The sequence below is a fragment of the Rhodococcus opacus genome, from assembly GCF_012396235.1.
Lineage (GTDB): Bacteria > Actinomycetota > Actinomycetes > Mycobacteriales > Mycobacteriaceae > Rhodococcus_F > Rhodococcus_F opacus.
This window is the reverse complement of the sequence record NZ_JAAXPA010000016.1, coordinates 117972-136631: the sequence shown is the minus strand read 5'-3', so window position 1 is coordinate 136631 and position 18660 is coordinate 117972. Positions and strand designations below refer to the sequence as shown.

The 18660-nt window shown below is 66.9% G+C and carries 17 protein-coding genes; 10 read left to right on the top strand and 7 right to left on the bottom strand.

Annotated elements, in window-relative coordinates; translation table 11 throughout:
• Positions 1 to 22 precede the first annotated feature (22 nt).
• Together HGB39_RS21810 and HGB39_RS21805 are read right to left on the bottom strand one after the other, a co-directional pair.
• A complete protein-coding gene (locus HGB39_RS21810; RefSeq protein WP_005562854.1) occupies positions 23 to 514 on the bottom strand; it encodes a metallophosphoesterase family protein in 492 nt (163 codons plus the stop codon).
• 87 nt (positions 515 to 601) lie between these two features.
• Positions 602 to 1516 carry a shikimate dehydrogenase gene (locus HGB39_RS21805; RefSeq protein WP_005562852.1) on the bottom strand — a complete coding sequence of 305 codons (915 nt, stop codon included), beginning with the start codon at positions 1514 to 1516 and terminating at the stop codon, positions 602 to 604.
• Positions 1517 to 1626: 110 nt separating this feature from the next.
• On the opposite strand from HGB39_RS21805, the gene HGB39_RS21800 reads away from it, so the two are divergent.
• Positions 1627 to 2304: a TetR/AcrR family transcriptional regulator gene (locus HGB39_RS21800; protein WP_005562849.1), complete on the top strand. Its 678-nt coding sequence runs from the start codon at positions 1627 to 1629 to the stop codon at positions 2302 to 2304.
• A 122-nt stretch (positions 2305 to 2426) separates the two neighbouring features.
• Positions 2427 to 3827, top strand: a complete 1401-nt coding sequence (locus tag HGB39_RS21795) for an MFS transporter (RefSeq protein WP_005562847.1) — start codon at positions 2427 to 2429, stop codon at positions 3825 to 3827.
• A gap of 59 nt (positions 3828 to 3886) precedes the next feature.
• Here HGB39_RS21795 and HGB39_RS21790 read toward each other — a convergent pair whose 3' ends face one another.
• The 5 genes from HGB39_RS21790 to HGB39_RS21770 all read right to left on the bottom strand — a co-directional run bounded on the left by HGB39_RS21790 (position 3887) and on the right by HGB39_RS21770 (position 9228).
• Entirely contained in the window at positions 3887 to 4702 is an 816-nt protein-coding gene (locus tag HGB39_RS21790; RefSeq protein ID WP_005261327.1) for an ATP-binding cassette domain-containing protein, read from the bottom strand.
• Between the two features lie 4 nt (positions 4703 to 4706).
• On the bottom strand, positions 4707 to 5765 hold the full coding sequence (locus HGB39_RS21785; RefSeq protein ID WP_005261328.1) for an ABC transporter permease: 1059 nt from the start codon (positions 5763 to 5765) through the stop codon (positions 4707 to 4709).
• Between the two features lie 145 nt (positions 5766 to 5910).
• On the bottom strand, positions 5911 to 6909 hold the full coding sequence (locus tag HGB39_RS21780; RefSeq protein ID WP_005261329.1) for a substrate-binding domain-containing protein: 999 nt from the start codon (positions 6907 to 6909) through the stop codon (positions 5911 to 5913).
• Positions 6910 to 7097: 188 nt separating this feature from the next.
• A complete protein-coding gene (locus HGB39_RS21775; protein WP_005562845.1) occupies positions 7098 to 8459 on the bottom strand; it encodes an MFS transporter in 1362 nt (453 codons plus the stop codon).
• A gap of 31 nt (positions 8460 to 8490) precedes the next feature.
• Positions 8491 to 9228: a GntR family transcriptional regulator gene (locus HGB39_RS21770; RefSeq protein ID WP_005261331.1), complete on the bottom strand. Its 738-nt coding sequence runs from the start codon at positions 9226 to 9228 to the stop codon at positions 8491 to 8493.
• Between the two features lie 202 nt (positions 9229 to 9430).
• On the opposite strand from HGB39_RS21770, the gene iolC reads away from it, so the two are divergent.
• The 8 genes from iolC to HGB39_RS21730 are packed head-to-tail and all read left to right on the top strand — an operon-like array spanning position 9431 to position 18615.
• Positions 9431 to 10420 (top strand): 5-dehydro-2-deoxygluconokinase, encoded by a 990-nt coding sequence (gene iolC, locus HGB39_RS21765; protein ID WP_005562843.1) that lies wholly within the window; start codon positions 9431 to 9433, stop codon positions 10418 to 10420.
• Entirely contained in the window at positions 10413 to 11312 is a 900-nt protein-coding gene (locus HGB39_RS21760) for a Cgl0159 family (beta/alpha)8-fold protein (protein WP_005562841.1), read from the top strand. The genes iolC and HGB39_RS21760 overlap by 8 nt, the downstream gene beginning before the upstream one ends.
• 21 nt (positions 11313 to 11333) lie before the next feature.
• Positions 11334 to 12230: a 5-deoxy-glucuronate isomerase gene (gene iolB / locus HGB39_RS21755; RefSeq protein ID WP_005562839.1), complete on the top strand. Its 897-nt coding sequence runs from the start codon at positions 11334 to 11336 to the stop codon at positions 12228 to 12230.
• Positions 12227 to 14185, top strand: a complete 1959-nt coding sequence (gene iolD / locus HGB39_RS21750) for a 3D-(3,5/4)-trihydroxycyclohexane-1,2-dione acylhydrolase (decyclizing) (protein ID WP_081276552.1) — start codon at positions 12227 to 12229, stop codon at positions 14183 to 14185. The genes iolB and iolD overlap by 4 nt, the downstream gene beginning before the upstream one ends.
• A 35-nt stretch (positions 14186 to 14220) precedes the next feature.
• Positions 14221 to 15126 (top strand): sugar phosphate isomerase/epimerase family protein, encoded by a 906-nt coding sequence (locus HGB39_RS21745; RefSeq protein WP_005261336.1) that lies wholly within the window; start codon positions 14221 to 14223, stop codon positions 15124 to 15126.
• Positions 15127 to 15152: 26 nt separating this feature from the next.
• Positions 15153 to 16220: a Gfo/Idh/MocA family protein gene (locus HGB39_RS21740; protein WP_005562834.1), complete on the top strand. Its 1068-nt coding sequence runs from the start codon at positions 15153 to 15155 to the stop codon at positions 16218 to 16220.
• Between the two features lie 5 nt (positions 16221 to 16225).
• Positions 16226 to 17098 (top strand): sugar phosphate isomerase/epimerase family protein, encoded by an 873-nt coding sequence (locus HGB39_RS21735; RefSeq protein ID WP_005562833.1) that lies wholly within the window; start codon positions 16226 to 16228, stop codon positions 17096 to 17098.
• Positions 17099 to 17109: 11 nt separating this feature from the next.
• Positions 17110 to 18615, top strand: coding sequence for a CoA-acylating methylmalonate-semialdehyde dehydrogenase (locus HGB39_RS21730; RefSeq protein ID WP_168442939.1), 1506 nt, complete (start codon positions 17110 to 17112; stop codon positions 18613 to 18615).
• Positions 18616 to 18660 lie beyond the last annotated feature (45 nt).

Genomic DNA, 18660 nt, shown 5'->3' with positions numbered 1-18660 from the left:
TGCCACGGAGCAGTCGGGCTCGTCACAGCCGGTGTAATTCGACGTCGCCGAGTTCACCGTCGCGGACGGTGGCGGTCATGTACGTGCAGTGCGGCTGCCGTCGCCGATCCGTCGGTGATCCCGGGTTCAGCAGTCGCAGTCCGGTTTCCGTGGTGGTGTCCCAGGGAATGTGGCTGTGCCCGAAGATCAGGACGTCGGTGTCCGGGTAGGCGGCCGACATCCGTTTCTCCCTGCCGGCGGAGGCCCCGGTCTCGTGCACGACGGTGATGCGCACCCCGGCCAGGCTCACGTCCGCCCGCTCGGGCATCAGGGCGCGCAGTTCCTCGCCGTCGTTGTTGCCCCAGCACGCCACGAGCCGCGCCGATCGCGCCTGCAAGGCCTCGAAAGTGGGGAGATCGACCCAGTCGCCGGCGTGGATCACCACGTCGGCGCGGTCGACCTCGTCCCACACCCGGGCGGGCAGGTCTCGTGCCCGCTTCGGGACATGGGTGTCGGCCAGCAGCAATAACCTCACGGTCACAGTCTGCGCGAATCCCTTTCTCTGCATCCGCACCCGTTTTCGCGAAAAGCGGTGCGGGTGCAGAAATGGGGTGCAGGTGCTTTACGCGCCGGCGAGCGCGGCGGCGTCCTCTGCCTGCAACAGCAGACCCATGTGCTCACGCATCCGCTGGGCGTCCGGCTCGAGGCCGGTGAAGATCCGGAAGGAGTCGACGGCCTGACCGATGGTCATGCCGATTCCGCTGAGAGTCCGGGCGCCGATCTCGCGGGCGCGGCGGAGGAGTTCGGTTTCGGCGGGACGGTAGACGACGTCCGCGACCCACAGGTCGGGGCGCAGCAGCGCGGCGTCGAGTGCCATGCCGGGGTGGGCCGCCATGCCGATCGGCGTCGCGTGGATGAGGCCCTGGGCCGCACCGACGGCGGCGGGAACGGCGGAGAGGTCGCCGGCAGCGATTTCCCGGTCCGGGAACAGTTCGGCGAGCGAATCGCGCAGATCCTTCGAGCGCGCGGCGTCGGCGTCGATGATCGTGAAGTGTCCGACACCCCGGGTCAGCGCGGCATAGGCGACGGCCGCGCCGGCCCCACCGGCCCCGAGTTGCACGACGCGGTTCATGGGCGCGCCTTCGAGACCCTCGTCCATGTTGCGCGCGAATCCGGACCAGTCGGTGTTGTGGCCGATCAGGCGCCCGCCGTCGATGTGGACCGTGTTGACCGCGCCGAGCTTGCGCGCGTCGTCGGAGAGGTCGTCGAGCAGCGGAATGACGGCCTGCTTGCACGGGTGCGTGATGTTGAGCCCGTTGAACCCGAGGAGTTTGGCGGCCGAGAGGAGCTGCGGCAGTCCCTCGACGCCCACGCCCAACGTGTCGAGGTCGAGGATCCGGTAGACGTACCCGACGCCCTGCACGCGACCCTCGGCCTCGTGGAGCGGCGGGGTCAGCGATTTCGAGATCCCGGTGCCGATCAGACCGCACAGGTACGACGGGCGAGCGGTGGGGGCATCGAGGTCACGAGAGGTCATGGCGATCACTTCCGGGAGAGGACTGGGAGCTAATTAACTATCTAGTGAGTTATGTCACGGTAGCATACCTCCATACCGCGCGGAAGACAGCACAGGCAGGAGTTTCACCGATGACACGAAGCGAGACGACGGGCGCGACCTCCGAGAAGGAAACGGTCAAACGGACCCGTAACCCCGAGAAGACCCGGGAGAACATCCTGCGGGTGGCGATGACGGAATTCGCCGACAAGGGCCTGACCGGGGCCCGCATCGACGAGATCGCGGCGAAGACCGCCACCACGAAGCGGATGCTCTACTACTACTTCGGCGACAAGGAGGGGCTGTACCGGGCAGTACTGCAGCGGGCCTACGAGGAGATCCGCTACGAGGAGTCCCAGCTCGACGTCGACCACCTCGAGCCGACCGAGGCGATCCGCGCGCTCGCCGAGCTGACGTTCGACCATCACGAGGCCCACCCGGACTTCATCCGTCTCGTCGCGATCGAGAACACGAATCGCGGCGCCAACCTCGTCCAGGCCGAGGGGCTCCCCGAGACGCAGGCTCCGGCGATTCGCACGCTCGAGCGGATCCTCCAGCGAGGACAGGAGGCGGGCATCTTCCGCACCGACACGACGGCGCTCGACATCCACATGCTCATCAGCTCGTACTGCGTCTTCCGGGTGGCGAATCGGTACACGTTCAAGGCGCTGTTCGACTGGGATCTCACCGGCGCGGAGAACCGCCCCCACCTGCGCGCAATGATCGGCGACGTCGTCCTGGCGTACCTGCAGCAGCCCGGGAAATTATGAACTAACCATTTCGACCATTATTGACTCGAGGCTGTGACCGGGGTTACCTTGCTTCTACGACCTACGAACACCTGCTCTTCCGAGCCGCCCGTGTTCACTTTCCTCGCTCCCCAGGAGTATCGATGACCATCGACTACGGCACCGGCGTCTCCGGTCGAAACGGTGACGGCAAAGGCCGCTCCTCCGTCGACCCCAACGCTGATCCCACCAACGCGAAGAAGGCCGCGAAGGCCGCCTTCTTCGGCAGCCTGCTCGAGTACTACGACTTCTACATCTTCGCCTCGGCTGCTGCGCTGGTCTTCCCGCACGTGTTCTTCGAGGGATCGAAGAATCCGCTGCTGCTGTCGCTGGCCACCTTCGGCATCTCCTACATCGCGCGTCCGATCGGCGCCGTGTTCGTCGGACACTTCGGCGACCGGGCCGGACGCAAGAAGGTGATGATGTTCTGCCTGGTTCTCATGGGCGTCGTCACGTTCCTGATCGGCTGTCTGCCGTCGTCCGAGCAGGCCGGAATGGTCGGCCCGGTGCTACTGGTGCTCCTGCGCATCTGCCAGGGCGTCTCCGCGGCCGGCGAACAGTCGGGTGCGGGCTCACTCACCCTCGAGCACTCCCCCGCCCACCGTCGCGGCTTCTTCTGCAGCTGGACGCTCACCGGTACCCAGGCCGGCTTCATCGTCGCGAGCCTCGCGTTCATCCCCGTCGCGGCGCTGCCCGACGAGACCCTCTACAGCTGGGGCTGGCGCGTCCCGTTCTGGTGCAGCCTCCTCGTCCTCGTCGTCGCCTACATCGTGCGTCGCAAGCTCGAAGAGCCCGAGATCTTCATCGCCAACAAGGAAGCACTGGACGAGACGCCCGCCCCGCTGCCCGTCGTCGACCTCTTCCGCACGCACTGGCGTGACGTTCTCCGTGTGGTCTTCTGCGCGTTCATCGCCGTCGTCAGCACCGTGTTCTCCGTGTTCGGCCTCGCCTACGCCACCACCCCCGAGATCGGGATGAGCCGCACGACCATGCTGTGGGTCGCGATCGCCGCCAACGCGGTGGCCCTGGTCTCGCAGCCGCTGCTCGGCATGCTGTCCGACCGGATCGGCCGCAAGCCGGTGTTCATCGGTGGCGCGATCGGTTCGGCCGCCGGAATCTTCCTGTACTTCGCCGCGATCGGCACCGGCAACGTGGCGATGATCTTCCTCGCCGGCATCCTGCTGATGGGTGGCGTCTACGCCGGGACCAACGCCATCTGGCCGGCGTTCTACGCCGAGATGTTCTCGTCGCGGGTTCGCTACTCCGGTATGGCGATCGGCACGCAGCTCGGTTTCGCTCTCGCCGGATTCGCTCCGACCATCGCCCAGGCACTGCGCGGCGCCGACCCGAAGAACTGGGTGCCGGTGGCGATCTTCACCGCCGTCTGCGCGCTCATCGCCGCGGCTTCTGCCTCCACCGCCAAGGAGAACTCCCGCACTCCCCTGATCGACCTCGACAAGGAGGATGTCGCGCTCACGAAGGCGAAAGCGAACGCGAAGGTCTGATCCACTCGAAACGAACGATGCGCCCGGCACGTGTGCCGGGCGCATCGTCGTGTCGGTGCCTAACGCCGCAGTTCGTGGGTGAGTGCTTCGAGTTCGTCGCCGCCGGCCATCTGCTGGGTGAGTTCTTCGAGGCTGATCTCGTCGAACGTGCAGTCCAGTTTCTGGCGGCCGCGGTTGAGGAGGACGAAGTGGTCGCCGACCATGTAGGCGTGGTGCGGGTTGTGGGTGATGAACACGACTCCGAAGCCCTGTTCCTTGGCGGCGGAGATGTAGCGCAGCACCATCCCGGACTGCTTGACGCCGAGGGCGGCGGTGGGCTCGTCGAGGATCAGGACGCGGGCGCCGAAGAAGATCGCCCGGGCGATCGCGACGCACTGGCGTTGACCGCCGGACAGCGAGCCGATGGGGGCGTCGACATCGGGCAACTCGATGCCCATCTTCGACAACTCGGACATCGTGGTGGCACGCATCCCGTTCGCGTCGAGGGACCTCAGCGGTCCCTTCCGCAGTTCCTGGCCGAGGAAGAAGTTGCGCCACACCGGCATCAGCGACACCACCGCCAGATCCTGGTAGACCGTGGCGATGCCCTTGGAGAGCGCTTCCTTCGGTGAGCCGAAGGTGATGGCCTCGCCGTCGACGAGCAACTCACCCTCACTCTGCTGGTGCAGGCCGGCGATGATCTTGATCAGGGTGGATTTGCCGGCTCCGTTGTCGCCGAGGACACCGGTGACCTCCCCGGCCCGCACCCGCAGGTTGATGTCCTGCAGGGCGATGATGTTGCCGTACCGCTTGCCGACGTGTTTGAGCTCGATCAGCGGGATCTTGTCGCCACCACCGGGTTCGGTATCGACGGGCATCTGTTCGATGGTACTCATGCGGTCACCTCTTGGCGGCGTAGTTGCGGAAGGCATTGTTGGCGATGACCGCGAACAGCAGCATCGCGCCGAGGAAGAACTTGAACCAGTCCGGGTTCCAGCCGGCGTAGACGATGCCCTGGTTCGTCATGCCGAAGATGAACGCGCCGATCGCGGCGCCGATCGCGGTGCCGTACCCGCCGGTGAGCAGGCAGCCGCCGATGACCGCGGCGATGATGTAGAGGAACTCGTTGCCGATACCCTGCCCGGACTGGACGGTGTTGAACGAGAACAGCAGGTGCATCCCGACGAACCAGGCGGCGAACCCGACGGTCATGAACAACCCGATCTTGACCTTGGTGACCGGGACGCCGATCGCGCGGGCGGAGTCCTGGTTGCCGCCGACGGCGAAGATCCAGTTCCCGATCCGGGTCTTGAACAGCACCCAGGTGGCGATCGCGGTGAACAGCAGCCACCACACCACGGTGATCCGCACCGACACCCCGCCGATCTCGAACGAGGACGCGAACACCTTCTTCGCCGAGTCGAAACCCTGCATGTCGGACACGCTGGGGGTGGCGACCTGGCCGGTGACGAGTTTGGTGACCGCCAGGTTGATACCGGTGAGCATCAAGAACGAGCTCAGCGTGATCAGGAAGCTGGGGATCTTCGTCTTCATCACCAGGTACCCGTTGAAGAACCCGACCGCCAGCGAGACGACCAGGGCGAGGGCGGCGCCGGCCCACAGGTTCAGGTGCAGGTTGTAGGCGATCATCGACGCCGCGAGGGAGCTGGTGGTGACGGCGACGCCGGCGGAGAGGTCGAATTCCCCGCCGATCATCAGCAGTGCGACCGCGCACGCCATGATCCCGATCGTCGACGAGGCGTAGAGCACCGTGGCCAACGCTTCGGGGCTGCGGAACGGGGGTGCGACGACCATGAAGAAGACGAAGATGGCGATCGCACCGAACAGGGAACCGATCTCGGGGCGGACCAGCAGACGCTGCAGGCGTTTTTGTTCTTTCACCCGCTCGTCGTGGACGACCTTGTGACTGGCAAGGTCCAGATCTTGCTGTGTGGACATGATTTCCTCTCCGCGCCGGTGGATCTCAGCGTTGTGCAGTGCCGGCCGGCCGTGCGGCCGGGTCGATGGTGACGGTGATGGTGTGTGCATGAGATGGACCCACCGGGGTCCGGATCGTGTGCCCTGACATGTGATCGGCCGCCGATCAGCGGGTGCCGGCCTTGGCGTACTCGGCGACCTTGTCGATGTTGGACTTGTCGATGAACGACGGCCCGGTCAGCGTGGGCCCGCCGCCGCCGATGACGTTGCCGTTGTTCAGGTAGAGCCACAGCGAATCGATGGCCAGGTAGCCCTGGAGGTACGGCTGCTGGTCGATGGCCCACTGCACGCTGCCGTCGGAGATGGCATCGACGAGTGCCGCGTTGGTGTCGAACGTGTAGACCTTGGCCGGGCTGCCCGCGTTACCGACCGATTGCACGGCGGTCAGGGCGATCGGGGCGCCGAGCGCGAGCACACCGTCGATGGACGGGTCCTGCTGGAGCTTGGCGGCGATCGTCGAGTTCACCGACGGCATGTCCTCCCCGTTCACGTTGAGTGTCTCGAACGTGCCGCGGAAGGTCTGCTTGGCGCCGGCGCAACGGGATTCGAGCTGAATCTGGCCCTGCTGCTGGATGACGCAGATGACGTGCTTGGCGCCGTCCTCGTTGAGCCGGTTCCCCGCGGCCTGGCCGGCGATGGTCTCGTCCTGCCCGAAGTACTGGGTTGCCCCCATGTCCTTCCAGGCTCCGTATCCGGCGTTGAACGCGGAGATCGGGATGCCTGCCTCCTGCGCGCTCTTGACGGCGGGAGCCATCGCCTCGGGGGTGGCGAGGGTGAGCGCGAGTCCGTCGACCTTGGAATCGATGGCCGTCTGCACGAGGTTGGCCTGGTTGGGGGCCTGCGGATCGGAGGAGTACTTCAGTTCCACGTTGTCCTTGTCCGCGGCGTCCTGCGCGCCCGTGCGGATCAGGTCCCAGAACGTGTCGCCCGGTGCCGCGTGCGTGACCATTGCGATCGTGATGCGCGGGGTGTCGGCGGTGCCCGCGCCGATCCCGGACCCACTGCTGTCCGGCTTGCCTCCGGTGCTCGAGCACGCCGCGAGGCTCATCACCAGGGCACTCGCGCAGGCCAGTACCGCCACGCGACGCCGGTTGGGGAAGTTCATCTGCTTTTCCTCTCGGGGGGGACGAACGGCCCGGTGACGTCTCGGCCGTGTGCCTTAGATGTAATACGCGTCACACCCGAAAGTCAATAGTTTGTCTGGACATTAGGACCACATATCAAATGAGCGGACACGGGTGTCCCGCAGACGGCCCGGAAATCGAGCAGATGCGTGGGCGGGTGCGGGCGCGCTCAGCGCGTGACCGCTGCCCCGGCGTCGCGCGGCAGACGCAGGGTGTCGACCACCGTGCACAGCATCAGCAGCCCCAAAAGGACGAAGGTCCAGGAATATTCGGACCCGAATCCGTGCTCGGACGACGTCGCCAACGGCGTGAACGCGGTGAGGGCGAGCGCTGCGACCGCGATCCCGAGACCGGCCGCCAGTTCCTGCACGGCGGCGTTGAGGGTGTTCGCGTGCGTGAGGTCGGCACGATCGACGTCGGAGAACGCGAGACTGTTGTACGCGGTGAATCCGACCGAGCGCAGGGCTCCGCTCACGAACAGGACCCCCGCGATGACCGGCATCGGGGTCGACGAACTCAGGGCGGCGAGGAGCCCGAAGCAGCCGACGGACAGCAGGGCGTTGACCAGCAGGATCGGCCTGATCCCGAAGCGCCGCATCAGCGGCGTCGTACAGGGCTTGATGGCAATGTTGCCGGCGAACAGCGCCGCGACGAGCAGACCCGCGAGGAACGGCGTCCAGCCGAAGCCGAGTTGGAACTGCAGCGGCAGCAGGAACGGCACTGCCGTGACGATCAGGCGGTAGAGCGAACCCCCGGTGACGGTGGTCCGTAGCGTCCGGACGCGCAGCACGCGGAAGTCGACGAGCGGGTGGGGTGTGCGGGCGAGATGGCGCACCGAGGACGCCAGCAGAACGACCGCGACCACTCCCCCGATCGCGACCCGCCGCCAGTCCGTGCCCGTCACGCGGATGCTCTCCAGCGCGATCAGGGCTGCCGCGATCCCTGTTCCGACCCCGAGGAGGCCCCGCCAGTCCAGCCTGCTCGTCGACCGCGAGCCCACCCCGTGAACCAGCTTCAGGGACAGCAGGATTCCGAGAATGCCGATGGGAATGTTGATGACGAAGATCCATCGCCACGAGCCGACGGTGGCGATCGCACCGCCGAGCAGGGGCGCGATGACGGGCGCTGCCAGCGCGGGCCACGTGAGCAGGGCTATCGCGCGGACGAGGTCGCTCTTCGTGCTCGACCGCAGCACCGCGAGCCGCCCGACCGGCACCATCATCGCGCCGCCGACTCCTTGCAGCACCCGCATCGCGACGAGCATCGGCAGTGACACACTCGCCGCGCACCCGATGGACGCCAGCGTGAACACGGCGATGGCGGCCACGAACACCCGGCGCGTCCCGAACCGGTCGGCCACCCACCCGCTCGCGGGAATGAGGACGGCGACCGTCACCAGGTAGGCGGAGATCGCGATGTTGACGTCGACTGCGTCGACACCGAAGGACTCGGCGATCAGCGGGACGGCGGGCGCGATGATGGTGGCGTCGAGAATTTCCATGAACAGGGCACCTGCCACCAGCAGGGCCATTCCGCGGGGGAACGACGTCGCGCGCGCGGTTCTAGCGATCGACAACGGTCGTGTCGAAGTAGTACCGCGACGCGCGGTAGCAGTGACTGCCGAACTCGACGGCGCTTCCCGAGTCGTCGAACGCGGTCCGGTTCATCGTCAGCAGCGGCGCCCCGGTCTTCTCGTCGAGCAGCGACGCCTCCGCCTTGCTCGCCGCTTTCGCGCCGATGCGCTGCCGTGCCAGCCGGATGTGCACGCCGCGGGCCCGGAGTGCGTGGTAGAGGCCGTGCGCCTCCAGTTCCTCGGGATCCGGCGCGAGGTCCACCGGGATGTGGTTGGTCATCAGCGCCAGCGGTTCGCCGTTGGTGCTGCGGAGGCGCCGGATGGACGCGACCTCGGCGCCGGGCTGCAGGTTGAGTTCGGCGGCGACGTCTTCGGCCGGCACGGCCACCTGGTAGTCGAGGAGTTTGGTGGTCGGGCTCTGCCCCGCCCGCGCGAGGTCGTCGAAGAGGCTGGTGAGTTCGACCGGCCGGTGCACCGCGCTCTGCACCACCTGGGTTCCGACCCCGCGTTTGCGGACGAGCAGCCCCTTGTCGACGAGCTCCTGGATGGCGCGGCGCGTGGTGGGGCGCGACAGGTTCAGCCGCTTGGCGAGCGCCAGTTCGTTCTCGAAGCGGTCACCGGGGGCGAGTTCCCCGCCGATGATCGCGTTCTCGATCGTCTGCGCGAGCTGGAAATACAGCGGAACCGGGCTCGACCTGTCGAGCTCGACTGCGAGTGGTGCACCCACGGACAACTCCGATCCTCGTGCGCGGGGCGACGTCGCCGTCGCCGATCTTTCCGGCAGTGTATGCGAACACTAACACCAGATTGACTTCAAGTAATAATGTCAGGACAAAGTCTTGACAGGAGTCGGTGAGGTGGAGCACAGTTTCAATCAGACCTCGGCGCCCTGCGCAGACCACCCACAACGACCTATTCGGGAGTCAGCCTTGACCACCATCCAGACGCATACCAACCGGAACGGATTGGACGTCCTCGCCATCGGGCGCTGCGGTGTGGACATCTACCCATTGCAGACCGGAGTCGGACTCGAACACGTCGAGACGTTCGGCAAGTTCCTCGGCGGAAGCGCGGCCAACGTCACCGTCGCCGCCGCCCGCCTCGGCTGCCGCAGCGCGCTCATCTCGGGCGTCGGCAACGACCCGTTCGGACGCTTCGTCCGCACGGCACTCACCGACCTCGGCGTCGAGAACCGCTACGTCGGCATCGACACCGAGCACCCGACTCCCGTTACGTTCTGTGAGATCTTCCCGCCGGACGACTTTCCGCTGTACTTCTACCGCAAACCTGTCGCCCCGGACCTGCAGGTGACGCCGGCGGACATCGATCTCGACGCGGTCCGCGACGCGAAGCTGTACTGGTCGACCGTCACCGGGCTGTCCGAAGAGCCCAGCCGCAGCGCGCATTTCGCAGCCTGGGAGGCCCGCGGACGCCGCACCCACACCGTCCTCGATCTCGACTACCGCCCGATGTTCTGGTCCTCCCCCGCCGACGCCACCGCTCAGGTGCAGCGGGCCCTCCAGCACGTCACCGTCGCGGTCGGCAACCGTGAGGAATGCGAGATCGCGGTCGGCGAGACCAACGCACACAAGGCCGCGGACGCCCTGCTCGATCTCGGCGTCGAACTGGCCATCGTCAAACAGGGCCCCAAAGGGGTCCTCGGGAAGACACGCACCCAGAGCATCACAGTGCCCCCGAACGACGTCCAGGTTGTCAACGGGCTCGGTGCCGGCGACAGCTTCGGCGGCACGCTGTGCCACGGCCTGCTCGCGGGGTGGCCGCTCGAGAAGATCCTGCGCTACGCCAACGCCGCGGGGGCGATCGTCGCCTCCCGCCTCGAATGCTCCACCGCGATGCCGACGGCCGACGAGGTCCGGGCGCTCGCCGATTCCACCACTTCGGAGGCTGTCAATGTCTGAAACTCTCGCTCACCGCGCAGCCTGCACGTCGTATGCCGACGTCACCGACGTACGCGCGAACGACCCGGGCGCCATAGACCGCGCCTGGGCGACCCGGATCACCCGGCCCACGATGCGCGGTAACGGCCGGCTCATGATCGTCGCCGCCGACCATCCCGCCCGCGGCGCGCTCTCGGTCGGCGACCGTCCGACCGCGATGAACAGTCGCACCGACCTCCTCGACCGCCTCCGCACCGCCCTGCGCAACCCCGGCGTGGACGGTGTGCTCGCCACCGCCGACATCCTCGACGATCTGGTGCTGCTCGGCGCGCTCGACGACAAGGTGGTCATCTCGTCGATGAACCGCGGCGGCCTGGCCGGCGCCAGTTTCGAACTCGACGACCGGATGACCGGCTACACCGCGGCCGGCACCGCGAAGGCAGGCATGAACGGCGGAAAGATGCTGTGCCGCATCGATCTCAACGATCCCGGAACGCTCTCCACCCTCACCGCGTGCGCCCAGGCGGTCGATTCGCTCGCCGAGGCCGGACTGATGGCCATGGTGGAACCGTTCCTGTCGCGACGGGTCGACGGCAAGGTCAAGAACGATCTCGGCGCCGACGCCGTGATCAAGTCGATCCATATCAGCCAGGGCCTGGGCTCCACGTCCGCGTACACCTGGATGAAGCTTCCGGTGGTCGACGAGATGGAACGCGTCATGGACGCGACGACGCTTCCGACGCTACTGCTCGGCGGAGACCCGCAGACAGCCCCCGAGGAAACGTTCGCGAGCTGGGCCAAGGCCCTCGCGCTGCCGTCGGTCCGCGGCCTGATCGTCGGACGCACCCTGCTGTACCCGCGGGACGAGGACGTCGCCGCCGCGGTCGACACCGCCGTATCCCTCGTTCACTGACGCACACCGGAGAGGCCCACGATGAACAGCAAGTACTACGTGCCGATCGGTTCCGCGGCCACCGGGCCGTTCGACCTCGAGGTCACCCCCGAATCGGCGGGCTGGACCGAATCGAGTCTGCGGGTGCTCACCCTGGCCCCCGGTGGCTCGGCCGAACTCGCGTCCGGTGACGACGAGATCATCGTCGTGCCACTGGCCGGGTCCGCGGCGGTGTCGAGCGAGGGCACCGAGTTCGCCCTCACCGGGCGGCGATCCGTGTTCGACGGACCGAGCGACTTCGCCTACGTGGGCCGGGATTCGGCCTACACGGTGACGAGCGCGACCGGTGGACGATTCGCCCTGTGCGGGGCCCGCGCGCGGCAGAAGTTCCCGTTCCGGTACGTCCCGGCAGCCGACATCTCCGTCGAACTGCGCGGCGCGGGCAACTGCAGCCGCCAGGTGCACAACTTCGGCACCGCCGATCGCTTCGAGGCCGATTCGATCATCGCGTGCGAGGTCGTCACTCCCGGCGGCAACTGGTCGTCGTACCCGAGCCACAAGCACGACGAGAACCGCGACGTCGAGTCGCAGCTCGAGGAGATCTACTACTTCGAAATCGCCGAAGCAAATTCCACCGCAGTGGATTTCGGCGGAACCGGATTCGGCTACCATCGCGTGTACGGCACTCCCGAGCGGCCCATCGAGGTGCTCGAGGAGGTGCGCTCCGGTGATGTGGTGCTCGTGCCGCACGGCTATCACGGACCGTCGATCGCCGCCCCCGGACATCACATGTACTACCTGAACGTCATGGCCGGGCCCGGCGAAGACCGCGCCTGGAACATCTGCGACGACCCGGCCCACACCTGGCTGCGCGGCAGCTGGGAACACCAGACCGTCGATCCCCGCCTCCCCCTCCACGCACCGTCCGAAGGAGCATGACCGTGGTGTCCACCGCGCCGATGTCGGCGAGCAAGAACCCCAACGCCGAGGGCACCGTCCACCTCACGGTGGCTCAGGCAACCATCCGATTCCTCGCCAACCAGTACGTCGAGCGGGACGGCGAACGCACCAAGTTCTTCGCCGGATGCTTCGGCATCTTCGGCCACGGCAACGTCGCCGGACTCGGTCAGGCACTGCTGCAGGCCGAGATCGACGCGGTCGAAGCCGGGAGCGAATCCGAACTGCCGTACGTCCTCGGGCGTAACGAGCAGGCGATGGTGCACAGCGCGGTCGCGTACGCACGCCAGAAGGATCGCCTGCAGACGTGGGCGGTGTCGGCCAGCGTCGGCCCCGGCTCGACCAACATGCTGACCGGCGCGGCGCTCGCCACCATCAACCGGCTGCCCGTCCTGCTCCTGCCCGCCGACACGTTCGCCACCCGCGCGAGCGCACCGGTGCTGCAGGAACTCGAACTGCCCTCGAGCGGCGACGTCACCGTCAACGACGCGTTCAAACCGCTGTCGCGCTACTTCGACCGGGTGTGGCGGCCGGAGCAGTTGCCTTCGGCGCTGCTCGGCGCGATGCGCGTGCTGACCGACCCCGTCGAGACGGGTGCGGCCACCGTCGCCATTCCGCAGGACGTGCAGGCGGAGGCTTTCGACTGGCCGGAGTCGCTGTTCGCGGAGCGCACGTGGCACCTGGCCCGGCCGCTCCCCGAGAAGTCGGTGATCGAGCGGGCCGCGGACGTGATCCGGACGGCGAAGAAGCCGCTGATCGTCGCGGGCGGTGGCCTGATCTACTCGGGCGCCACCGAGACACTGGCCTCGTTCGCCGAGGCGACCGGAATTCCGGTCGGTCAGAGTCAGGCCGGCAAGGGTTCACTGCCCTACGACCACCCGCAGTCGGTCGGCGCGATCGGCTCGACCGGCACCACGGCGGCCAACGCGCTCGCCACCGAGGCCGATGTGATCATCGGCATCGGCACCCGCTACAGCGACTTCACCACGGCGTCGCGGACCGCGTTCAACAACCCCGACGTGCGGTTCGTCAACATCAACGTCGCGTCGATCGACTCGGTGAAGCAAGGCGGCGTCAGCGTCGTCGCAGACGCCCGCGAGGCGCTCGAGGCACTCGCCGTGGCACTGCGCGACTACCAGGTTTCCGGCGAGTACCGCTCGCGTACAACCGAACTCGCGGACCACTGGGAGTCCACGGTCGACGCGGTCTACAAGATCGACGACGACTCGCTCGGCTTGAACCAGAACCAGGTCATCGGTCTCGCCAACACGCTGTCGGATCCGCGGGACGTCGTCGTGTGCGCCGCCGGCTCCATGCCCGGCGACCTGCACAAGCTGTGGCGTACCCGCGACTCCAAGGGCTACCACGTCGAGTACGGGTTCTCGTGCATGGGCTACGAGATCGCCGGCGGCATCGGCGCCAAGATGGCCTGCCCCGACCGCGACGTGTTCATCATGGTCGGCGACGGCTCGTACCTGATGATGGCCACCGAACTCGTCACGGCCGTGCAGGAGAACGTCAAGGTCATCGTGGTCCTCGTGCAGAACCACGGCTTCGCGTCCATCGGATCGCTGTCGGAGTCGCTCGGCTCGCAGCGGTTCGGCACCGACTACCGCTACCGCGGCGACTCCGGCCGGCTCGACGGCGACATCCTGCCCGTCGACCTGGCGGCCAACGCCGCGAGCCTCGGCGCCGACGTGATCCGCGCGAACACGGCCGCCGAGTTCACCGACGCCGTCAAGGTGGCGAAGGCCAGCGACAACACCACCGTCATCCACGTCGAGACGGACCCGCGAATCGCGGCCCCGGACAGCGAATCCTGGTGGGACGTGCCGGTCAGCTCGACCAGCACCCTCGACTCCACCCGGGCCGCCTACGAGACGTACGCGCAGTGGAAGAAGATCCAGCGTCCGTTCCTGCGCCCGTCCGGCAACTAACTCTCCCTCAGTAGAACTTTCGAAAGGATTTCCCGATGAGCGTTATTCGCGTCGGATCCGCCCCCGACTCCTGGGGTGTCTGGTTCCCCGAAGACCCGCAGCAGACCCCGTACGGGCGGTTCCTCGACGAGGTGTCCGCGTCCGGTTACGAGTGGATCGAGCTGGGCCCGTACGGCTACCTGCCGACCGATCCGCAGCAGCTCCGTGACGAACTCGCGGCCCACAATCTGAAACTGTCGGCCGGCACCGTGTTCGAGCACCTGCACCAGGACGACTCCTGGGATGCCGTGTGGACCCAGATCGAGGACGTCGCGAAGCTGACCGCCGCCGCCGGCGGCAAGCATGTGGTCGTGATCCCGGAGATGTGGCGCGACCCGAGCAGCGGCGAGGTGCTCGAGGACCGCAATCTCACTGCGGAGCAGTGGAAGAAGAAGACCGGCGGCATGAACGAGCTGGGCAAGAAGATGTTCGAGCAGTACGGCGTGAAGGCGCAGTACCACCCGCACGCGGACAGCCACGTCGACACCGAGGAGAATGTGTACCGCTTCCTCGACGGCACCGACAGTGAGTACGTGAACTTGTGCCTCGACACCGGCCACATCAGCTACTGCGGCGGCGACAACCTCGCGATCATCGAGCGCGCTCCCGAGCGGATCGGCTACCTGCACCTCAAGCAGGTCGATCCCGAGGTCCGCGCCAAGGTCGAGGCCGAGGACCTGCCGTTCGGCGAGGCCGTCAAGCTCGGCGCGATGATCGAGCCGCCGCTCGGCATCCCCGACCTGCCGCCGCTGCTCGCCGCAATCGAGAAGCTCGACATCGACGTGTTCGCGATCGTCGAGCAGGATCTCTACCCCTGCGCTGTGGACGTTCCGCTGCCGATCGCCCAGCGCACCCGTAAGTACCTGGGGTCCTGCGGGATCCCGTCCGTCAAGTTCGTCTAACCGATCACGTCAGGAGCTAGTCAGCTATGTCCGGAAGCAACGACCTGCGCATCGCCGTCCTGGGTGTCGGAATGATGGGTGCCGACCACGTCGCACGCATCACCGAACGCATCAAGGGCGCCACCGTCGCCGTCGTCAACGACTACTTCGTCGAGAAGGCCGAGCAGATCGCGGCCGGGATCCCCGGCTGCCGGGTGATCGGCGACCCGCTCGACGCGATCGCCGACCCGGGTGTCGACGCCGTCGTCCTGGCCACCCCCGGCCCGACGCACGAGAAGCAGCTTCTCGCCTGCCTCGAGCACGGCAAGCCGGTGATGTGTGAGAAGCCGCTGACCACCGACGTCGCCACGTCCCTCGAGATCGTCAAGCGCGAAGCCGAGCTCGGTAAGAAGCTGATCCAGGTCGGCTTCATGCGACGTTTCGACCACGAGTACGAGCAGCTGAAGTCGCTCATCGACGATGGTGTGTTCGGGCAGGTGCTTCTCGCCCACTGCGTGCACCGCAACCCCGCCGTGCCGCCGAGCTTCGACAGCTCGATGATCGTCAAGGACTCGCTGGTCCACGAGGTGGACGTCACCCGATTCCTGTTCGACGAGGAGATAACCTCGGTACAGATCCTCCGCCCCGCCGCGAACCCGGGTGCACCCGAGGGACTGCAGGATCCGCAGATCGCGTTCTTCAGCACCGAATCCGGTCGCCACGTCGACGTCGAGGTCTTCGTGACCACAGGTGTCGCGTACGAGGTGCGCACCGAGATCGTCGCCGAGAAGGGTTCGGCGTTCATCGGTCTCGATGTCGGACTCGTCCGCAAGTACGGCACCGGCGCGGGCAATGGCCGCTCGGGCGCAGGTATGTCGGGCGGGGAGATCACCCCGTCGTTCAAGGAACGCTTCGGCCAGGCGTACGACGTCGAGATCCAGCGCTGGGTCAACGCCGCCCGCACGGGCGCGGAGACCGGCAACTACATCGACGGACCGGGTGCGTGGGACGGCTACGCCGCCGCCGCCGTGTGCGCTGCCGGCGTGCAGTCGCTCGAGACCGGCGAGCGCGTGGCCGTCGACATGGTCGACCGTTCCTCCATTCCGGGGGCATGAACACGATGAAGATTGCACTCGACCCCACCCCCTTCCACCACGACTACTCCCTCCTCGAATTGCCGGCGGTGGTTGCCGAACTCGGCTTCGAACACCTACAGCTCACCCCTCATCGCGACATGATCCCGTTCTTCAACCACCCGAAGGCCGACGACGAGCTGGTTCGGCAGTTCCGCAAGTCCTGCAGCGATGCGGGCGTCGGAATCGCCTCCGTGTTGCCGGTCCTGCGGTGGTCGGGCCCCGACGAAGACGCCCGCGAGGCGGCGGTGCGGTACTGGAAGCGCGCCATTCAGATCACCGTCGACCTCGGTGTGAACGTGATGAACACCGAGTTCAGCGGCCGCCCGGAGAAGGCCGAGGAATCGGAGCGCGCCTTCTACCGGTCGATGGAGGAACTCGTCCCCATCATCGAGCGTGAAGGCATCGACGTTCGCATCGACCCGCACCCCGACGATTTCGTGGAGAACGGTCTGGACGCCATCCGGATGATCCGCGGCATCAACTCGAAGAACTTCGGACTGGTGTACGTCGCGTGCCACTCGTACCACATGGGCGCCTGGATGCTCGAGATCATGCGCGCGGCCGGCGACATGCTGCGGCTCGTCCACGTCGCGGACACGATGGATCACCACCGCTCCCACGGACTGCGGTACATCACCAACCCGCCCGGCAACCCGGTGCGTGTGCACCAGCACCTCAAGATCGGCGACGGCGACCTCGACTGGGACGAGTTCTTCGGCGGGCTCGGCGAACTCGGCTTCTACGACAAACCCGACACGGTGATGGTGTCGAGCGTTTTCGCCGAAGACGAGAACGCTCACGACGTCTCCCGCTACCAACTGAAGACCATGAAGGATTACATCGCGCGCACGCGGTGAAAGGACAACACATGAGCACCAACATCACTCGCGAGATCGCACACTGGTCCGACGGCAAGGGATTCGCCGGTACGAGCGGCAACACCGCCCCGGTGACGAACCCGGCGACCGGTGCCGTGACCGGTCAGGTCGCCCTCGCCAGCGTCGAGGACGCCCGCGCCGTCATCGACGCCGCCGCCGCCGCGTTCCCCGCCTGGCGCGACACCTCCCTCGCCAAGCGCACCCAGGTGATCTTCACATTCCGGGAACTGCTCAACGCCCGCAAGGGCGAACTCGCCGAGATCATCACCGCCGAGCACGGCAAGGTCGTCTCCGACGCCCTCGGCGAAGTCAGCCGCGGCCAGGAAGTCGTCGAATTCGCCTGCGGCATCGCCCACCTGCTCAAAGGCGGCATGACCGAAAACGCCTCCACCAACATCGACGTCTCCTCCCTCCGCCAACCCGTCGGCCCGGTCGGGGTCATCTCCCCGTTCAACTTCCCCGCCATGGTCCCGATGTGGTTCTTCCCCATCGCCATCGCCGCCGGCAACACCGTGGTGTTGAAGCCGTCCGAGAAGGACCCGACCGCCGCGATCTGGATGGCCGAACTCTGGGCCGAAGCCGGACTCCCGGCCGGGGTGTTCAACGTGCTGCAGGGCGACAAGACCGCCGTCGACGAACTCCTCACCCACCCCGCGATCAAGGCCATCAGCTTCGTCGGCTCCACCCCCATCGCCCAGTACGTCTACGCCACCGGCACCGCCCACGGCAAACGCGTCCAAGCATTGGGTGGGGCGAAGAACCACGCCATCGTCCTGCCGGACGCCGACCTCGACCTCGCCGCCGACGCCATGGTCAACGCCGGCTTCGGGTCCGCCGGCGAACGCTGCATGGCCATCAGTGCCCTGGTCGCGGTCGGCGACATCGCCGACGAACTTGTCGCCAAGATCAAGGACCGCACCGACACGTTGAAGATCGGCGACGGCACCCAGGATTCCGACATGGGACCGCTGGTGACCAAGGTGCACCGCGACAAGGTCGCCTCCTACATCGACGCCGGCGAAAACGACGGGGCCACCATCGTCGTCGACGGGCGCACCGTGCAGGCAAACGGCGGTGCAGACGGGTTCTGGCTCGGACCGACCCTGATCGACCACGTCACCACCGACATGAGCGTGTACACCGACGAAATCTTCGGACCCGTCCTCTCCGTCATCCGCGTCGACTCCTACGACGAGGCCCTGGAACTGGTGAACTCGAGCCAGTTCGGCAACGGCACCGCCATCTTCACCAACGACGGCGGCGCCGCCCGACGGTTCCAGAACGAGGTCGAGGTCGGCATGGTCGGCATCAACGTCCCCATCCCCGTCCCCATGGCGTACTACTCCTTCGGCGGCTGGAAGAACTCCCTCTTCGGCGACAGCCACGCCCACGGCACCGAAGGCGTCCACTTCTTCACCCGTGGCAAGGTCGTCACCACCCGCTGGCTCGACCCCAGCCACGGCGGACTCAACCTCGGCTTCCCCCAGAACGCATAGGTACTGGTTCTCCGCGCCGGACCGTCCGCGGTCCGGCGCGGAGTC